This is a genomic window from Actinokineospora auranticolor (assembly GCF_002934265.1).
In the GTDB taxonomy this organism is placed as follows: domain Bacteria; phylum Actinomycetota; class Actinomycetes; order Mycobacteriales; family Pseudonocardiaceae; genus Actinokineospora; species Actinokineospora auranticolor.
Map to the genome: position 1 here is coordinate 141,206 of NZ_PTIX01000001.1, position 18,400 is coordinate 159,605.

The following is an 18,400-nucleotide window of genomic DNA, read 5'->3' on the forward strand; positions in this document are numbered from 1 at the left end:
GTCTGAAACGCAATCAGTTGTGGGTCATGCCCGGCGTGTTGTTGTGCGTCATGCCGGGGTCGGTCCCGGCGGAGGCCGGGGAGGCCAGTACCGCGCCGGTGACCAGAGCGGCGGCTGCGAGCAGGGCGGCGATGATCGAACGCTTGGTGCGCATGGGTTCTCCGTCGATCGGCCGCGCGGGCCGGTGCGGCCCGGGCGGGCTCGTGCACGATGGTCGGGCGGTGCCGATCGTGGCGGGGGCCGACGACGGGGCGGGGAACGTACAGTGAACGCCTGGCCAAACCCAGTGGAGGAATCGCTCACCCACAGTGGTGAACCGGTCAACTCCGCTGCGCCATTGGGCTCATTCTTGCTGTACACCCATTGTTTACCTGCGATTCACGTCCATATCCTGCTTCGATGCCCGTTCCGCTCATCGGTCGCACCGCCGAGCGGCGCCGCCTCGACGCCGCGGTCGACGGCCTGCTCGCGGGCCGCGGCCGGGCGCTGCTGGTGGAGGGCGAACCGGGCATCGGCAAGACCGCGCTGACCCGGGCCGCCGCCGACCGGGCCGCCGGGCTGGGCGCACCGGTCCGCTGGGGCAGCGGCGACGAACTCGGCAAGGCCCTGCCGCTGCTGCCGGTCCTCGACGCGCTGCGCGACGACCGGGACCCGCGCCTGGACGCCGTGGACCGGTTGCTGCGCGGGGAGACCGGCGCGGCGGATCCGGTCGCCGCCGCGTCCCGCCAGCTGCTGGCGCTGGTCACCGACCTGTGCCGGACCGGGCCGCAGGTGCTCGTGGTCGACGACCTGCAGTGGGCCGACCGCGCGACCGCCGCGCTGTGGTGCGGGCTGGCCCGGCTCGCCGGGACGCGGCCCCTGCTGCTGGTCGGCATCGCCCGCCAGGTGCCGCGCAGGGACGAGCTGGTCGCGCTGCGGCGCAGCGTCGAACGGTCCGGTGTGCTGACCGTGGACCGGTTGTCCGACCGGGCCGTGGCCACCCTCGTCGGCCAGCTCGCGGGCGGCCGACCCGGCGACCGGCTCCTCGCGCTGGCCGACGGCGCCGCCGGGAACCCGCTCTACCTCACCGAACTCGTCGACGCCCTGCGCCGCTCCGCCGCACTCGTGTCCGCGGCGGGGCGCGCCGAGCTGACCGGCGACCCCGCCCCCGGCTCACTCGGCGCGGCCATCGCCCACCGGCTCGACTTCCTGGCCGAACCCGTGCGGGCCGTGCTGCGCGCCGCCGCCCTGCTCGGCGTCGAGTTCGACCCCGCCGACGCCGCCGCCGTCCTCGGCACCCGGGCGGGCGACCTGGTCGGCGCGCTCGAGGAGGCCCGGGCCGCGGGCGTGCTGCGGGAGAGCGGTGACCGCCTGGCGTTCCGGCACCCCCTGATCCGCTCCGCCATCCACGACGACGTGCCCGCCGCCGTCCGCGCCGTCCTGCACCGCGACGCCGCCGTCGCCCTGGCGGGCTCGGGCGCCCCGATCCGCCGCGTCGCCCGCCAGTTCCTGCGCGCCGTGGAACTCTCCGACACCGCCCACCTCGACGCGTGGTCGACCGCCTGGCTGGCCGACGCCGCCCCCGCCCTCATCGCCCAAGCCCCCGCGCTGGCTGTGCGGCTCTTGGACCGAGCGCTCCGCGACACCGGCCTCTTGACCGCCCAAACCGAGTACTGCCCGAGCGAGCAGCCGGTCGCCGAACCGGTCCGCGCGGCCCATCGGGGCCGCCCCACCGCCGAGCACCCAGGAGCCGCCGTTGACGGCGGTACCGCTCGGGCGGCCATTGGGTACCAGGCGTCTGCGGAACGGCTTCCGTTCCCTGCCGACGCGGCAGATCCGGCGACTGCCGGTTCCCGACCGAGCGAGCAGCCCGCCGCCGAACCGGTCCGCGCGGCTGATTTAGATCGCTCCGTAGCCGAGCTCCCGGGCGCCGCCGCTGACGGCGAGGGCGGTACCGCTCGGGCGGCCACCGGGTTTCAGGCGTCCGCGGAACGGCTTCCGTTCCCTGCCGACGCGGCAGATCCGGCGACTGCCGGTTCTCGACCGGGTGAGCTCGCGGCTGCCATCGGCCGTGACGGCGGCCAAGCGCAGACCGAGTGGGTCGCTGCGGGTGATCCGCTCGACCGGGGGCCGAACGACTCCACGGCTGCTGCCGCTGTCCGCGCGACCCCCACCCACCGGGCGGGCGCCGCGCAGACCGCCGCGAGCGCCCTGGCCGCGCGGCTGGCCGACGCCCGGTACCGCACCGGTGACCACGCGGGCGCCGAGCAGGTCGCCGCGAGTGCCCTGGCCGTCACCACTGACCCCGAGCTGGTCGTCGACCTGCACTGGACCCTGGCCCAATCCCGCGCCATGACCGGCCGCGCCGCGCTGACGCTCACCACCCTCGCCGCCGCCGCCCCCGGTCTGCCGCCCCGGCACCGGGCCCGGCTGCTGGTCCTCACCGCCCGCGCGCACCGCGACGTCGGCGACGTCGACCGGGCGGGCGCGGTGGCCGCCGAGGCACTGGCGTGCGCGGGCGACGACCGGTGGACCGTGGGGTGGGCGTTGCACGTGCTGACCGTCGTCGCGGTCATGCGCGGCGACTGCGCCACCGCCCTCCCGCTGTTCGACCGGGCGCTCGCTGTCACCGCCGCCGACCCCGCGCTGCTGGACCTGCGGCTGCTGCTGCAGATCAACCAGGCCGTCGCGCTCGGCGACCTCGACCGCTACCCGGAGGCCGTCGCGGCCGCCACCGCCGTCCGCGCGCTCGCCCAGGAGTCCGGCGGCCTGGTCCGGCTGGCCCAGGCGCACAGCGCCCTCGGTGAACTGCTCTTCGACGTCGGCCGCTGGGACGACGCCACCGCCGAGGTCACCGCCCTGCCCGACGAGGTCAAGGACCCGGCCGTGGCCTGCTGCGACCACGGCGTGGCCGCCCTCATCGCCTTCCACCGCGGCGACCCGGACGCCGCGGTCGGGCACCTGGCCGCGGCCAAGCCCCTGGCCCGCCACCTCGGCAACCGGGTGGTCGGCTCGCTCGCCCTGGCCCGCGCCCTGGACCTCGAACGTCGCGGCGCCGCCCGGCGGGCGCTCGCCGCACTGCTGACCCGCCTGTCGGGGCCCGAGGAACTGGAGGAGATGGAGGACCTGCTCCCGGAGACCGTCCGGCTGGCGCTGGACCTGGGTGACCCGGGGGCCGCCGAGTACGCGGCGGGTCTGGCGGAGAAGATCGGGCCACCGGTCGCCCACCGGCGGGGCGCGGCACTGCTGTGCCGGGGCCTGATCAACGAAGACGTCACCTTGGTGGCTGCCGCCGTGGAGCACTTCGCGACGGCGGGCCGCCCGCTGGCCCGGGCCCGCGCACTGCACGCGGCAGCGGTGCTGTTCGCGAAAGCCGGGGACGCGGTCTCGGCCCGAACCGCGTTCACCGCGGCCGACGACGTGTACGACACGCTCGGCGCCACCTGGGACGCGGCTGGTCTGCGCGCGGCGCTGCGCCCCCACGGGATCCGGCGCGGCCCCCGCGCCCGACATCGCGCGGAGCGCTCCGGGTGGGGCAGCCTGACGCCGACCGAAGTGCGGATCGCCGCACTGGTCGCCGAGGGCCTGTCGAACCCCGCCATCGCCGCGCGGCTCGTGCTGTCGCCGCGGACGGTCGCCACGCACGTGTCGCACATCCTGGCGAAGCTGGACATGGCCTCCCGCACCGAGATCGCCCGCGAAGCCGCCACCCGCTTCCGCGAGTCCGGCTGACGGGGCCCGCCGCGCACGGCGGACCCCGCGTCCTCACCGGTCCTCTTCGCTCCGCGTCCCGTGCCGCCTGCTCCACAGCGGCGCCGCGAACCAGAGCCCGGCGAACCAGGTGATCGTCCCGCCGGAGAGCCACAGCGCCTGCCTGGTGCCCAGCACCACGTCGAGGATCAACAGCAGCGACGCGCCGAGGGACAGCATCAGGAAACCCAGGCCGCACAGGGTGAACCACCCCGTCGCCGCCACCAGGTGCCGCTTGAGCCTGCGCCGGAACACCAACCGGTGGAACGGCGCGGGCGCGATCAGCAGAGCGGTGGCCGCGGCCCCCAACAACAACGCGATGACGTAGATGTCCCGCTGGAACACCGATATCTCGGCGAAGCGCGGCGTGAAGGCCAAGGCGAGCAGGAAGGCCAGGAGGAACTGCACCCCGGTCTGCGCGACCCGGACCTCTTGCAGCATCTCGCCGTAGTTGCGGTCGAGGCGCTGCCTGGGGGTTTCGGTGCGGGGTTCGGGGGTGGGGGTGATGTCGGTGATCATGTGTGTGCTCCAGTCGGTCGAACTGGAACCAACTCTGCTCGCCACGCCGCGCGGAGACATCGGTCCACTGACGGATGTCCGAAGCCCCGGCTCACCCCGTCCGCGGCACGAAGATCAGGAAACCCGGGAAACTCGGACCCGCGAGTTCGCGGAACTCCGCCGGGAACCGTTCGTGCGCGGTGGGCGCCGGATCCGGCTCGCTGATCACCTCGATCCGGAACCCCGCTGTGGCGAAGGTAATCGGTCATCGCGCGCAACGGCCGGTCCCAGAAGCGCATCGAGACGGTGTGGCCGCCCGGGGTCCACTCCTCCGTTCGCTCCCCGATCGCGGAGTAGTCGGGGCGGTCCCCGGCCAGCCGCCGCATGAGGTGGATCGCGAAGGGGTGTTCGACCGAGACGAGGAGCCTGCCGCCGGGCACCAGGATGGCCGGACGGAAAGCCCCGCGGTCAGCGGCGGGGTTCGTGGGTGATGTCGACGACCATGGCCTCCGGGATGGTGATCGCGGCGTCGTCCCAGTCGTAGTCGAGGAGGGTGTGGACGTCGACCACGCCGTCGATCTGGCGGGTCAGCGCGTCGGCCACGGTGGCCCAGCTGCGGCGTTCCACCCGACCCTCCAGCGTGACGATGCCCCCGGCCAGGGTGATCCGCACGCCCTCCGTGCCGATGCCCAGCCCGCGCATGAACACCTCGTCCGCGATCTCCGTGAGGATCTCGGAGTCGGGGCGGCTGAACATCTTCAGCAGGTCCGACCGGCTGACCACGCCGAGCAGGCGGGCATCGGGGTCGATCACGGGCAGTAGCTTCACCCGGCGGTCGACCATCATCCGGGCGCCATGCGGAATGGTGGCCTCCGGGGCGATGGTGACCGCCGGTGACGACATCAGCTCGCCCGCCGTCGTGCCGCGGGCTCGGACCCGCTCGGCGTGGCGGCGCAGCAGCGCGGAGATGGCGTGCGGCCGCTCCTGCACGCTCTCCTTGGCCAGCAGGTCGGCCTCCGACACCACGCCCAGCACCCGGCCGTCCTCGTCGAGCACCGGCAGCGCGCTGACCGACCGCGCGGCCATGAGCCGCACCAACTCGGCGAACCCCGTGTCCACCCGCGCCGTCGCGGGGTCGCGGGACATCACTTCGGCGATCGTGTGGTGCCGCATGGTTCCTCCTCAGGTGACCGGGCCGCACTCCAGGATTACCGCCCCGCGCCGGGAACACACCGGCTGGGGCGGGAATCCATCCGACCGTGGCACGGTTTTCAGCGGAGCCAGCGATTCCGGCCGACCAACCGGGCCCACCGGCGGCCCAGGCCCCACGTGTCGCCCGCGGCCAGCACGGCGAGGACGACCAGCGCGGCGGCGTAGACGACGTGGTAGTCGACGAGCGGGTTCGACGACCGGGTCAGCTCGCCGACGTCGGTGTGCCGCGCGAGCGGCCACTCGGCCACCCACATCAGCGCCATCATCAGCGTCCCGCTCACCGCCGCGATCCGCAGGCCGATGCCCAGGACCAGGGCGAGGCCGACGCCGAGCAGACCGAGCATGAACAACGCGTCCGCGACCGGGTTGCCCGCGATGCCCCGCAGCGCGTCGGCGAACGGGCCGTGGTCGAGTCCACTGAGGAATCCCCTGGTCGGCGCACCCCCGTCGAACCAGCCCTTCCCGCCCGGGGTGGCGTAGCCGAGCCCGAACGCCTTGTCCAGGAAGGCCCACAGGAAGACGAATCCCAAGAGGACTCTCGTGACGGCGAGCACCCGGCCGCCCACCGGGCCGTTCGTGGTCGTCGGGGTGTGTTCGCGGATCGTGGGGCGGGTCTTGGTGACCATCGGAGCCTCCTCGGGCTGTCGCGTTCCCATGGTGGTCCCGACGCGGGGGCGTTGTCCGGTGCCCAAGGTCCCGTCCGGGCGGGCCCAAAGCGATCGGTGGGGTCCGCGCCGCGCGGGTAGCGTGAATCGTGTCGAACCGTCGAGAGGAGACACCCGATGAGTGAGCAACTGCCCGTGCTGGTCGCCGTCGACGGGTCCGAGGAGTCCGACGCGGCGGTGCGCTGGGCAGCCGAGGAAGCCCTCCGGGCGGGGGTGGGGTTGCGGATCGTCACCGCGTACCCGTGGCCGATCGGTGGCTACCCGCAGACCGTCGTCACCGTCGACCAGATGCGCGACAGCCTGCGCGCGCAAGCCGTCGAGCGGCTGGCGCACGGGCGGGAGGTGGCCGAGCGGGACGGGCTGGAGGTGCACACGTCCGCCGTCGAGGGACCGGTGGTGCCGAGCCTGGTGGAGGTAAGCCGTGACGCTCGGCTGACGGTGGTCGGCTCACGCGGCCTCGGCGCGTTCGAGGGCATGGTCCTGGGGTCCACGGGCGTCGCGCTGGCCGCGCACGCGCACAGCCCGGTCGTAGTGGTGCGCGGCGAGGTCGACACCGACGCGCGCAAGGTCGTGGTCGGCGTGGACGCGGAAGAGGACGCCGCCCTGGAGTTCGCCTTCAAACACGCAGCGGCCATCGACAGCACGGTCGTCGCCGTCCACGCGTGGAGCGAGTCCCTGGTGGAAATCGCCTACCTGGGCGAGTTCAGCGCGGTGGACTGGACCCCGCTGGGCGACCGCGCGGGTGAAGACCTGGCCAAGCGCCTGGCAACCTTCCGCGAGCGCTACCCGAACGTGCCGGTGGAACAGGTGGTGGACCGCGCCCGAGCCACCCGCCTCTTGTTGGACAACGCCAAGGACGCCACCCTCCTCGTCGTAGGCACCCGAGGCCACGGCGAGTTCACGGGCCTGATCCTCGGCTCCGTAGGCCAAGCCCTCATCCGCCACGCCCCCTGCCCGGTAGCCATCATCCGCCCCACCACAAGTTGATCACCACCGAGTTGATCACCGCAGTCCGTCCTCCGTCCCCCATACCCCGAAGTTGTCCACAGGCGACTCCTGACCACTCCGATTCGCCCGCCGCCGCGACTACTGTTGTAGACAAGGGGTTCCCCTTCGCGGGGGACCTCTTGGGGCCGTTGGAACGTGCTCTGGTGGAGGTCGTATCGGCGGCACTCGCGGATAGCGACGGCGGGAGGCTCGCATCCCGCTGGCCTCGGGTGGGGGTGTGAGCTACCAGGTTTCGTCGAGGGTGTGGTCGCGGTGGAGGAGGATCTCGGCCCAGACGACCTTGCCGTCCGCCGTGGGCCGGGTTCCCCAGCGGGTCGCGAACGACTCGACGATGTGCAGGCCGCGGTGGTGTTCGTCGGTGGGGGCCGCCGGGATGGGGTGCGGGACGGTCGGGTCGCGGTCGCCGACGCCCATGGCGAGGCGGCTGCGGTCGGCGTGCAGGCGCAGCGTCGTGGGGCGGCCGGTGTGGCGGACCGCGTTCGTGACGAGTTCGCTGGCGATGGTCACCGCCCGGTCGACCAGCGGACCCAGCCCCCACGCCGCCAGGTGCTCCGCGGTGAACCGGCGCGCCGTGGCCGCCGCGGCGCTGTCGGTGGTCAGCGGTAGTGTCGCGACGCGGCGGTGGGTGCCGGTGTGGTGGACGTGCAGCACCGCCACGTCGTCCTCGTGCCTGCCGCCGGTCAGGTCGGCGATGAGGGCATCCAGGGCAGAACCGTCGGGCGGCATCTCGGCCAGCCCGCGGACGAGCGCGTCCACACCGTCCGGCAGGTGCCCGCCGCGGGTCTCGACCAGCCCGTCGGTGTAGAGCACGAGCCGCGAGCCGGGCGGGAAGGCGACCTGCCGCTGCGTGAACACCGTGCCCACCCCCAGGGGCATGCCCATCGTCTCGGCGATCAGGCGGGCCGCGCCGTCCGGGGTCAGGTGCACGGCGGGCAGGTGGCCCGCGCCCGCGAACGCCAGGGTGTCGTCGGCCGGGTCGTGCACCGCGTACAGGCAGGTGATGAAGTCCGCGTCCGGGGTCGCCATCGCCAGCTCGGACGCGTGCCGCAGCACCTCCGACGGCGGCAGGTCCAGCAGCGCGTACGACCGCACCGCCGTCCGGATCTGCCCCATGACCGCCGCCGCGGCCACCCCGCGCCCGGCCACGTCGCCGATGACGAACGCGGTCCGGCCGACGGGCAGCGCGATCACGTCGAACCAGTCGCCGCCGACCTCGGCGCCGGTCGCCGCGGGCAGGTACCGGGACAGCACCCGCAGGCCGGGCGTCTCCGGGATGGTGGGCAGCATGCTGCGCGCCAGCTCGGTGGCCATGGTGCGCTGCCGGGCGAACAGCCGCGCGTTGTCCAGGGCGATCGCGCTGTACCCGGCGATGCCCTCGGCCAGCGCCTCGTGCCGCCCGGTGAACCGGCCCGGCTCGGGGTGGCCGAAGAAGAAGCCGCCCAGCACCTCGCCGGACGACGGCGAGACCACCGGCACCGCCAGGTAGCTGCGCACCGGCAGGTGCCCCTCCGGCATGCCCCGGTACGGCGGGTTGTGCCCGTAGCGCTCGTCCGCGGTGATGTCGGCCGACCGCACGGTGCCCACGCCCTTGAACGTCGGCGCGAACACCCCGGTGTTGCGCGGCATGGGGAACCGCTCGAACGCCGACCGCGGCACGCCGGACAGGGTGAACAGCGTGTACGACTCGCCGTAGTCGTTCACCAGGTTGTAGAAGAACGCCCCGAACGCCGCCCCGGTCGCCTTGGTCGCGGCGTCGGTCGCGTCCTGCACCAGGGTGTCGATGTCGAGCTGCGCGGTCAGCCGCCGCCCGACGACCTGCAACGAGTCCACCAGGTCCGCCTCGGCCCGCAACCGCGCCACGGCCTGCTCGAGCGCGGTCGCCTGGCGGCGCGACGCCTCCTCCAGGACCGCCAGGTGCGCCCGCACCGCGTCCCGCTCGGCGGGCAGCGACGCGTCGCCGCGGAAGTGCGCCAGCAGCCCGACCCGCACCCCGATCGACACCGCCTGGAACTGCTCCGCCGTCTCCGCGGGCACCGCGACCCGGGAGAACAGCAGCACGCAGAACGCCGTCCCACCCGGCAGCACCCCACCGAACCCGACCACCGACGCGATCCCGTGCTCGACGACGAACCGCTGGTCGGGCACGAACGCGCTGCCCAGCGCGTCGGGCACGTGCACCACCCCGAACCCGCCCGAACCCGGGAGGGGCCCGGAGATGACGTCGTCGATGGCGAGGCCGAGCCTGCTCGCCATGGCCGCCACCATGGGCAGGGTGCTGGGGGAGGGCACCGGGATGATCCGGCTCCACCGGGCCGTGCCCGGGTCGTTCCACGCGGGCAGCTCACCCGCGCTCGCGGCCAGGACCAGGCAGCGCGCGTCCGTCTCGCCGTGGTGGCGGGCGACGTGGGCGCGCTGCCGCGGGGTCAGCTCGGCGTGGTCGCGGGTGGTGTAGAGGCGCACGAGCGGCAGCACCGGGGCGCCTGCCGCGTCGGTGAAGCTGTCCCGCAGGCCCCGCACCAGCGACTCGACCGCGGCGGCGAAGTCGGGCGCCTCCTCGGCGCGGCGCCGCAGGTCGGCGGTGGTGCGGACCATGTCGGAGAGCCCGAAGCGGGCGATGTCGTAGGTCCGCGCGTCCGGTCGGCTCACCGCGAACCGGCGCCGTCGTCGCCGGGCAGCGTGGCGCGGATGGTGAAGAGGCGGTCGAGGGCGGTGGCGGCGATGGTGGCGGCCACCTGGGGGCGCGGCCGGGCCAGGGTCAGCGAGCCGCCCGCCGCCGCGGCGGACTTGTGCAGCCGGACCAGGGCGCTCAGGCCGCTGGAGTCGCAGAAGGACACGGCGGCCAGGTCCAGCACCACCGGGCGGGCCGACTCCGTCAGCGGGGTGGCGACCCTCAGCAGGTGCGGGGTCGTGCCGAAGTCGAGCTGGCCGTCGACGACCACCACCGCGGCGCGGTCGGGTCCCCGCTCGTCCACCGTGATCGTCAACAGCTCCGGGTCACCCAAGGCAGGCTCCTTCCGCGAGCGTGGCCCGGAGATCGTAACCGCGCGCGGCCCGGGTGTCCCGCGGCACAGCGGGGTTGACGGCGGGGGCGGGGGTCCGGATACTCGGTGTCACTATGGTGATCTGACCTCGCGTCCTGCCCGCGTCCGCGGCGTGTTCCCCGTGCTCGTCAGTCGGGGGAACCGGTATGCCCGGCGGGCCTTCCGCACGATTTCAGCGGACAGGTGTCGTATGTCAACCCTCCTCGCGCATGACCTCGTCAAGATCTACACCGACCGGCGAGTCCTCAATGGAGTGTCACTGTCGGTCGCCCCGGGGCGGCGCGTCGGCTTGGTCGGCGACAACGGCGTCGGCAAGTCGACGCTGCTGCGGCTGCTCGCGGGCGTCGAGGCGGCCGACTCCGGCAGTGTCGCCAGGCCACCGGACTGCGGGTTCCTGTCGCAGGAACTCCCGTATAGCGGCAAAACCACTGTCGCGGGGGTGGTCGCGGATGCGCTGGCCGACGTGCACGCGGCACGTGCGCGACTTGACGACCTCGCCGCGCGCATGGCGACCGATCCGGAAGCGCCTGCGGCGTACGGGGATCTGCTGGAGTGGGCGTGTGACCACGACCTGTGGGACGCGGATCGCCGTGCGGACAGGGTATTGGATGGTATCGGACTGGCCTCTGTGGACAGAGAGCGGCCGATTTCGGCTTTGTCCGGCGGTCAGCGCTCCCGACTGGGCCTGGCGGCGCTGCTGATCCGCAGGCCGAGCGCGCTGCTGCTCGACGAACCCACCAACCACCTCGACGACGAGGCCGTCGCGTTCCTGGAAGAGCAACTCGCCGCCCTGCCCGGCGTGGTCGTCCTGGCCTCCCACGACCGCGTCTTCCTCGACGCGGTGTGCACCGACATCATCGACCTCGACCCGTCCCGCGACGGCGTCACCCGGTTCGGCGGGGCCTACACGGACTACCTGTCGGCCAAGCGCGCGGAGCGGGCGCGGTGGGAGTGGCAGTGGGCCGAGGAGCAGCGGGAACTGGTCGAGCTGCGGGAATCGGTCGACGTGACGGCCCGGGCCATCAACCACAACCGGGGCATCCGGGACGGCAACAAGATGGCCTTCGGCCTGCGCGGCAACCGCGTCGAACAGCAGATCTCCCGCCGGATCCGCAACGCCCGGCACCGACTGGACGAACTGACCCGAACCCAGATCGCCGAACCCCCGGCCCCCTTGCGATTCGCGGCGGACCTGACCGGCCAAACCACTTCCGACCACCCCGCGATCTCCCTGCGCGACGTCCACCTGCCAGGCCGATTGCGCGTCCCGGAATTGGAAATCACCACCTCCGCTCGCCTGCTGGTACGCGGCGGCAACGGCGCGGGCAAGTCGACGCTGCTGGCCGTACTGGCGGGCAGACTGAAACCCGACCACGGCGCGGTGACCCGAGCCGACGACGTACGGGTGGGCCTGCTCGAACAGGACGCGGTATTCCCAACCCCGACCCGCACCCCGCGAGAGCTGTACCAGCGGACGGCAGCCGAAGAAGCGATCCCCTTGGTGCAACTGGGTTTGCTGGCCGAACGCGACCTGGACCGCCCAGTGGGCCACCTCTCGGTCGGCCAACGCCGCCGACTGGCCCTGGCGTTGTTGATCGCGAGCCCACCGGAAGTCCTCCTACTGGACGAACCGACCAACCACCTCTCCCTCGCCCTGGCCGAGGAACTGGAGGAAGCCCTCCACACAGCCCCCGGAGCCGTCGTGATAGCCACCCACGACCGCTGGCTCCAACGCGGCTGGACCGGCCCGGAACTACACCTCGCCGACGGCGAGGTCGTAACCGCCACCGCTTGAGGGGTGCGCGAGGTAGAGGTCGAGTTGGCCTGCCGCGCGCAGCATGGCCAGGGAGCGGGTGGTCAGGGATTGTTGCCAGTCCGCCAATGCGGAGGACAGGGCGTCGGTGCCGCCTGCCGTGCGGATTTGGTGGATGACGGTGGCGACGCGGTCCAGTGGGTAGCCGCCGCGGCGGAGGAGGTGGGTCAGGTCGGCGTCGCGGGTGTCGGTGGGGTGGTAGAGGCGATGGCCGGTCGGGGTGCGGGTCGGGGTGAGGATGCCCGCGCTCTCCCAGTTGCGCAGGGTCGCCGGGGTGACGCCCAGGCGGTGCGCCAGTTCGCCGATCGTGCGCGGGCTGCCCGCGGCGAGCGGGGTGTGGGGGAGGTGCGCGATGGCCTCGCGGACCGACGCGAGGGTTTCGCGGTCGTTGAGGAGTTGGGTGTGGCCGCGGTCGATGAGCGTCAGCGCGCGGTCCAGGTCGTTGTCGTGGACGGCGGTCATGACCTGTCCCGCCGCGCGGTGGCCGTGGGCGGGGATCAGGGCGAGGTAGGCGCGTAGGGCTGCCGCGTGTCGGGGGGTGTAGACGCGGTAGCCGGTGGGGGTGCGGTCGGCGGGCGGGAGGAAGCCGTCGCGTTCGTAGTTGCGGACGGCCTGGGTCGAGAGGCCGTGTTCGCGGGCCAGGTCGGCCGGTCGGAGGGTGCTCACTGGTTTGAGACTTTTCCGGGTGTTTGCGAGGTCGAGAGCGTGAAACTGTCAACTGCTGTTTCAAGGATACGGTTGAGACCCATGACCCAGCGCATCCAAGACGTCCTGACCCCCACCTGCGAGCTGCTGGCCCTGGGCGAACCGACCCACCAGGAGGCGGCCTTCCCCATGGTCCGCAACGAGCTGTTCGCCCAGCTCGTCGACCTCGGCTTCCGGTCGATCGCACTCGAAACCGACCGGGTCTCCGCCGTCGCCGTGGACAACTACGTCCGCCACGGCGTCGGCAGGCTCGACGACCTCACGCGGTCCGGCTTCACCCACGGCTTCGGCGCGATCGACGCCAACCGCGGCCTGGTCGCGTGGATGCGCGACCACAACAAGGACCTGCCACCGGCCGACCGCCTGTCCTTCCACGGTTGGGACATCCCGACGGAGAACTTCACCGCGCCCAGCCCGCGGCCCTACCTCGCGCACGTCCGCGACTACCTGGGCCTCGACATCGACATCCCCGGTGACGACGACCCGTGGACCCGCACCGAGGCAGTTATGAACCACGCCGAGTCACCCGGTGCCACCCCCGAGGCCGACCGGCTGCGCGAAATCGGCGGTGCACTGCTCACCGCTCTCGACGCCGGAACCCCCGACCAGACCGCCACCGCCCGCTGGGTCGAGGCCAGGACCCACCTCACTGCGGGCCTGGGCCTGCTGCGCTACCACCGCCAGTGCGCGCAACCCATCGACGACCAGGACACCCGCGTCGCCCGGCTCATGGCCACCCGCGACGCCCTCATGGCGCGGAACCTCCTGGACATCCACACCCTGGAAGCCCGCCGCGGCCCGACCCTGGTCCACGCGCACAACCTCCACCTGCGGCGGAACCCGGGCACCTACGGGAACCACCCCTTCGTCGGCGCGGGCGCCATCGTCGCCGCCCTCCTCGGCGACCGCTACGCCTTCATCCCGGGCAGCCTCGGCCGCGGCGCCACCCTCGGCCTGGCCGAGCCCGCCCCGAACACCTACGAGTCACACCTCCAGCCCCGCGTCGACACCTGGGGCCTCACCACCCCCGACCTGCCCGCGTCCGCGCAGACCCGAACCGACACGACCCCGCGCATGGGCTACTTCCCGCTCGAGCCCGCCACCTTCGACCCCGCCGACGCCATTCTGCACATCAGCGACACCGGCGCCGTGTAGGCCACGGCCCGTTCCGCTCAGAGCAGCGTGCTTGGCGGCAACACACGCTTCTGTGATTACCTGGCTACGCGTTGAACTCTCACAGCGACTGGCGTGCCTGCCTGCCGCCGTATCCGGGCGCCCCGACGGAAGTCGGCATGGCCCACCGGGACTCACCTTCGTCGCTCCAGCGGTGCATCCCGCGCGGGGCTCGGTGAGCGGCGTGTTCGGCCAAGTCCCGATCCGGCATGGCCCATCCAGTCGACCGCCGCGTGCCAGTCTCCCGCGACCCCGCCATCGCGCGACGGCGACAGCGGGGTCGGCGGGCGGCTCAGGGGTAGTGGCGGGGCGTGTAGACCACCTGGCCGCCGTCCGGCTTCGTGACCACCCGCGTGCGGGAGGAGCCGACCAGGACGAGGCAGCGCATGTCGACGGTGGTGGGGTCCAGGTCGGCCAGGCGCACGACGCGGATCGACTCCTCCGGCCCCCCGACGTCTCGGCCGATCACCACCGGGGTGTCCGGGGCGCGGTGGCCCAGGAGGATGCCGCGCGCCTCGCCCAGTTGCCAGGTGCGGGACTTCGACGCCGGGTTGTACAGCGCGATCACCAGGTCCGCCGCCGCCACGGCGGCCAGGCGGGCCGTGATGACGTCCCACGGCTTGAGCCGGTCCGACAGGGACAGCACGCAGAAGTCGTGCCCCAGCGGGGCGCCGACCCGGCTGGCCACGGCCTGGGCCGCGGTCAGGCCCGGCAGCACCCGCACCGGCACATCCGTCCACTGTGGATCTTCCGCGACCTCCAACACGGCCGCCGCCATGGCGAAGACGCCCGGGTCGCCGGAGGACACGACCGCTACTCGGCGGCCGCGGCGGGCCAGGTCGAGGGCGAACTCCGCGCGTTCGGCCTCCACCTGGTTGTCCGAGGCGTGCCTGCGCTGGCGCGGGTTCACCGGTACCCGGTCGAGGTACGTCTTGTACCCCACCAGGTCGTCCGCCTCCGCCAGCGCGGCCACCGCCTCCGGCGTCATCCACGGCCGACCCGCCGGACCCGTGCCGACGACCACGACCTCGCCCGAGCCAGAGCCCAAAGCCGGGCCCGAGCCGGAGCCGGATTCCGAGGCCGAAGCCGGGGCGGAGTCCGAAACGGCGTCGGCAACGGCGTCCGAAACCGAGCCCGGAGCCCCAGCGGCGGCGGGCGCTGTGGTGGAGGACAGCGTGGTGAGGCCGTCGTTGCTCGGGCTGGTGAGCATGGCCAGCGAGAAGTACGGCACCGATTCCGGATCCACTTCGGACAGCGGCAGACTGCGCCCCTCGCCCCACGTGGCGCGTTCCACGTAGAGGGCGCGCTCCAGCTTCCCGGCGGCCTCGAAGGCCGCCCGGACCTTGGTGAACGTTCGGCCCAGCTTCAGCACCGCGGCGGAATCCGCGCGGGTGAGGTGCTCGGTCAACACCTCTTCCGGCAGGGTACCGGGCAGCACCGACAACACCTCCTCGCCTTCCACAAGCGGCTTGCCCAGCACCGCCGCCGCCGCGCTCACCGACGTCACACCCGGCACGACCTCCGTCGGGTACCGGTCGCACAGCCGCTTGTGCATGTGCATGTACGAGCCGTAGAACAGCGGGTCGCCCTCGGCGAGCACCACCACGTCCCGGCCCGCGTCGAGGTGCGCGGCCAGGCGGGCGGCCGCGTGCTCGTAGAACTCGGCCATCGCGCCCGCGTACCCGCCCGGGTGGTCGGTGGTCTCGACCGTCAGCGGGTAGACCAGGGGTTCCTCGATCTGCCCTGCGCGCAGGTACGGCGCGGCCACACCGCGCGCGATCGAGCGCCCGTGGCGGGCCGAGTGGTACGCGATGACGTCCGCCGCGGCGATCAGCCGGGCTGCCTTGACGGTCACCAGGTCGGGGTCGCCGGGGCCCAGCCCGACGCCGTAGAGGGTGCCGGTCACTCGTCCTCGCTCGCGATCGCGTTCACCGCGGCCACGGCCATGGCGCTGCCGCCCCGCCGCCCGCGCACCACCAGGTACGGGATGCCGCCGCCGTGCGCGGCCAGCAGGTCCTTCGACTCCGCCGCGCCGATGAACCCCACCGGCAGGCCCAGGATCGCGGCCGGTCGCGGGCCGCCCGCGTCGATCAGGTCGAGCAGCGCGAACAGCACCGTCGGCGCGTTGCCGACCGCCACCACGGCGCCCTCGAGCCGGTCGCGCCACAGCTCGACCGCCGCCGCGCTGCGGGTGTTGCCGAGTTCCTCGGCCAGACCGGGGACGCGCGGGTCGCCCAGCGTGCAGACGATGTCGTTGTCCGCGGGCAGCCTGCGCCGGGTGATGCCGGAGGCCACCATCTGCGCGTCGCACAGCACCGGCGCGCCCGCCAGCAGCGCGGACCGGGCCGCGCGCACCACATCGGGGGCGTAGGCCACGTCCTCGACCAGGTCGACCATCCCGCAGGCGTGGATCATGCGCACCACCACCCGCGCCACGTCCGCGGGCAGCCCGGCCAGGTCGGCCTCCGCCCGGATGGTGGCGAACGACCGGCGGTAGATCTCCGCGCCGTCCCGGATGTAGTCGGTCACCGCTGCTCCTGCCTGCCCAGGGCGACCGCCGTGGTCACCCGCTCGCCGGACACCGCCCGGCCGTCGACGAGGTAGCCGTCCTCGGTGGCCACCACGTCCAACACCTCTCCCACCGGCCGCCCGCACCGCCGCCCGCAGCCCGACCAGTGCACCGGGCCGCCCGGGGCCGTAGTGGCCAGCGCCATCGCGCGCACGTCGGCCAGCGCCTTGCGGCACTGCGGCTGCCCCGCGCACGCGGTCACGCCGACACCGGGCGCCGACGGGTCGGTGAGCAGTCCCAGTTCCGCCAGGCCCGCGCCGTCGCCGCTGACCACCAGGCCGCGCCACGGCGTCAGCACCACGTCGCGCCCGGTGGCGGCGAGCGCGCGCGCCTGCGCGGCGGTGAGCCTGCCCAGCGGGATAGCGACACCGAAACCGGGTTCGCCACCGGCGAACACCACGGGACCGATCGGACCGGTGGTCGACGGACGTCCCGCCCGCACCCGGTCGGGGCGGAGTTCGCGGTGCGTGGTCGCCGCGACGCGCCGCGCGATCTCCCGAGCTCGATCGCCCAGTTCCGCGACCCGCCACTGCCCGTCGCGCACCGCCAGGAACTCCCGGGCGCAGGCGAGCGCGACGGCGACCACCTCGTCGCGATCCGCGCGCAGCCCGTGGTCCACGCCGCCGAGCAGCACCGCGTAGCGGAAATCCGGCCCGCGCCGTCCACACAGTCCGGAACTGTCCACAGGAAGCCGCTGTCCCGCCCGGTTGTCGGTGGGCCCCGATAGAATTGCCGTGCGCTGTACCGCTGTTTTCTGGTTTGCTGGATGTGGCACCACGGTCCCGGTCGTCCGGGAATCGGACGTCGGCGAACCGCCGAACGGGACAGCGTGGTCGCCTTGGTCGCGTACGGGAACGGCTCGGTCACCGAGGGCAGCCTCGGGTGCTCGTGCTTCCTCGACGACGACCGGGGAACCCGCGGTCGGGGGTCCGGGGAGTGGACCCACCGCGCGGGGTGAGGGGGATGACAGGTGCGCGGCCGCGAGGCGGGCGCCCGGCTCAGCTGCCGGGGCGTCGCCGTCGGGGACCGCGCCTCGTGTGGGGGTGACAGTGATGGTGTTCGTGATGAGTGGATCAGGTCGGGGGGACGCGTCCGCCTCGGACGACTCCGCCGGTAAACAGGTGGCGCCCGCCGCCCCGGTCGCGTTGGCGGGCAAGGGGAACGCGTCCCCGCGAGGCTGGACGGATCGCGTGGTGGGGGGTGTTTCCCTGCTCGTCGCGCGGGCTTCGGGGGTGTCGCGCGGGCCCGGGTTCTCCTGGTAGCGCGTCGGGTGTGGTCGAGCAGTCACTGCGACCTCGGCCACACCCGGCGGCTCCGCCCCGGTCGGCACTGAGAGGACGGTCACGTCCGCGCCGAGCCAGGCCACGTCCCCGCCGCCGTCGTCCACGCAGAACAGGAACCGACCGGGCAGGTCGGCCAGCTCGGGCGCCGCGCACAGCGCCGCGTCCAGCTCCCGCGCCAGGTCCGGCGGGCCCAGCGGCGAGGCGACGATATTGCGCACCTTCTCGTGCGCCGGGGAGGGGAAAAGTCCGGCCGCCGCCAGCGCGGCGGCCAGCTCCAGCTCGGCTCCTTCTGGCAGCCCGCGGATCTGGAGGTTCGCGCGGGAGGTCGCCTCCAGCGCGCCGTCGCCGAGCGAATCGGCCAGCTTCGCGAGGACGGCCAGGTGAGCGGTGGTTAACCGGCCGCCGGGCACCCGGATCCTGGCCAAACCGCCGTCGGCCGCCCGGTGCACGTCGAGTGCGCCCGGGCAGGCGTCGGCACCTGAACGGCGCAGCGGTGAAGGCTGGGAAGCGGCCACCCCTGGAATATAGGGTGAGCCGGAACGAGCGATGGCACGCGGAGGAAGCCGGTGTGAGTCCGGCGCGGTCCCGGCAGTTGGCGGGAGGGCGGGTCGGCAAAGATCAGCCACCGGGGAGCGGACCCGGCCACGGCGCGAGCCGGAAGGCCGAGGGAGCGGTGATCCGGGAGTCAGGACACTCCGGCCACC

General features: G+C 73.5%; 14 protein-coding genes. 4 read left to right on the forward strand and 10 right to left on the reverse strand.

What is annotated here, in order from left to right; all coding sequences use genetic code 11:
* Positions 1–13: 13 nt before the first annotated feature.
* The gene (locus CLV40_RS37650; RefSeq protein ID WP_181043245.1) at positions 14–154 is read right to left on the reverse strand and encodes a hypothetical protein; all 141 of its coding nucleotides are present in this window, start codon (positions 152–154) and stop codon (positions 14–16) included.
* 245 nt (positions 155–399) lie between these two features.
* On the opposite strand from CLV40_RS37650, the gene CLV40_RS00620 reads away from it, so the two are divergent.
* Positions 400–3,711: a helix-turn-helix transcriptional regulator gene (locus CLV40_RS00620; RefSeq protein WP_104475854.1), complete on the forward strand. Its 3,312-nt coding sequence runs from the start codon at positions 400–402 to the stop codon at positions 3,709–3,711.
* Between the two features lie 33 nt (positions 3,712–3,744).
* Here CLV40_RS00620 and CLV40_RS00625 read toward each other — a convergent pair whose 3' ends face one another.
* The 3 genes from CLV40_RS00625 to CLV40_RS00635 all read right to left on the reverse strand — a co-directional run bounded on the left by CLV40_RS00625 (position 3,745) and on the right by CLV40_RS00635 (position 6,065).
* The gene (locus CLV40_RS00625; RefSeq protein ID WP_104475856.1) at positions 3,745–4,248 is read right to left on the reverse strand and encodes a DUF6328 family protein; all 504 of its coding nucleotides are present in this window, start codon (positions 4,246–4,248) and stop codon (positions 3,745–3,747) included.
* Between the two features lie 447 nt (positions 4,249–4,695).
* Positions 4,696–5,400, reverse strand: coding sequence for a CBS domain-containing protein (locus CLV40_RS00630; protein ID WP_104475858.1), 705 nt, complete (start codon positions 5,398–5,400; stop codon positions 4,696–4,698).
* 98 nt (positions 5,401–5,498) lie between these two features.
* A complete protein-coding gene (locus CLV40_RS00635; RefSeq protein WP_245930910.1) occupies positions 5,499–6,065 on the reverse strand; it encodes a hypothetical protein in 567 nt (188 codons plus the stop codon).
* Positions 6,066–6,221: 156 nt separating this feature from the next.
* Here CLV40_RS00635 and CLV40_RS00640 point away from each other — a divergent pair, with 156 nt between their 5' ends.
* On the forward strand, positions 6,222–7,091 hold the full coding sequence (locus CLV40_RS00640) for a universal stress protein (protein WP_104475860.1): 870 nt from the start codon (positions 6,222–6,224) through the stop codon (positions 7,089–7,091).
* Positions 7,092–7,334: 243 nt separating this feature from the next.
* Here CLV40_RS00640 and CLV40_RS00645 read toward each other — a convergent pair whose 3' ends face one another.
* Together CLV40_RS00645 and CLV40_RS00650 are read right to left on the reverse strand one after the other, a co-directional pair.
* Positions 7,335–9,758 carry a SpoIIE family protein phosphatase gene (locus CLV40_RS00645; protein ID WP_245930912.1) on the reverse strand — a complete coding sequence of 808 codons (2,424 nt, stop codon included), beginning with the start codon at positions 9,756–9,758 and terminating at the stop codon, positions 7,335–7,337.
* On the reverse strand, positions 9,755–10,114 hold the full coding sequence (locus CLV40_RS00650; protein ID WP_181043246.1) for an STAS domain-containing protein: 360 nt from the start codon (positions 10,112–10,114) through the stop codon (positions 9,755–9,757). Before CLV40_RS00650 ends, CLV40_RS00645 begins: the two co-directional genes overlap by 4 nt.
* Positions 10,115–10,343: 229 nt before the next feature.
* On the opposite strand from CLV40_RS00650, the gene CLV40_RS00655 reads away from it, so the two are divergent.
* A complete protein-coding gene (locus CLV40_RS00655; RefSeq protein WP_104475864.1) occupies positions 10,344–11,948 on the forward strand; it encodes an ABC-F family ATP-binding cassette domain-containing protein in 1,605 nt (534 codons plus the stop codon).
* On the opposite strand, the gene CLV40_RS00660 is transcribed toward CLV40_RS00655, so the two are convergent.
* Positions 11,907–12,632 carry a TioE family transcriptional regulator gene (locus CLV40_RS00660; protein WP_104475866.1) on the reverse strand — a complete coding sequence of 242 codons (726 nt, stop codon included), beginning with the start codon at positions 12,630–12,632 and terminating at the stop codon, positions 11,907–11,909. The genes CLV40_RS00655 and CLV40_RS00660 overlap by 42 nt on opposite strands.
* Positions 12,633–12,713: 81 nt before the next feature.
* Here CLV40_RS00660 and CLV40_RS00665 point away from each other — a divergent pair, with 81 nt between their 5' ends.
* Positions 12,714–13,826 carry an erythromycin esterase family protein gene (locus CLV40_RS00665; protein WP_104475868.1) on the forward strand — a complete coding sequence of 371 codons (1,113 nt, stop codon included), beginning with the start codon at positions 12,714–12,716 and terminating at the stop codon, positions 13,824–13,826.
* Between the two features lie 310 nt (positions 13,827–14,136).
* On the opposite strand, the gene cobJ is transcribed toward CLV40_RS00665, so the two are convergent.
* Genes cobJ through CLV40_RS40490 form a run of 3 tightly spaced genes read right to left on the reverse strand, consistent with a single transcriptional unit; the run spans position 14,137 to position 18,211 of the window.
* On the reverse strand, positions 14,137–15,750 hold the full coding sequence (gene cobJ, locus CLV40_RS00670; RefSeq protein WP_104475869.1) for a precorrin-3B C(17)-methyltransferase: 1,614 nt from the start codon (positions 15,748–15,750) through the stop codon (positions 14,137–14,139).
* Entirely contained in the window at positions 15,747–16,373 is a 627-nt protein-coding gene (locus CLV40_RS00675) for a precorrin-8X methylmutase (protein ID WP_104475871.1), read from the reverse strand. The genes cobJ and CLV40_RS00675 overlap by 4 nt, the downstream gene beginning before the upstream one ends.
* Entirely contained in the window at positions 16,370–18,211 is a 1,842-nt protein-coding gene (locus tag CLV40_RS40490) for a hypothetical protein (protein ID WP_342752233.1), read from the reverse strand. The genes CLV40_RS00675 and CLV40_RS40490 overlap by 4 nt, the downstream gene beginning before the upstream one ends.
* Positions 18,212–18,400 lie beyond the last annotated feature (189 nt).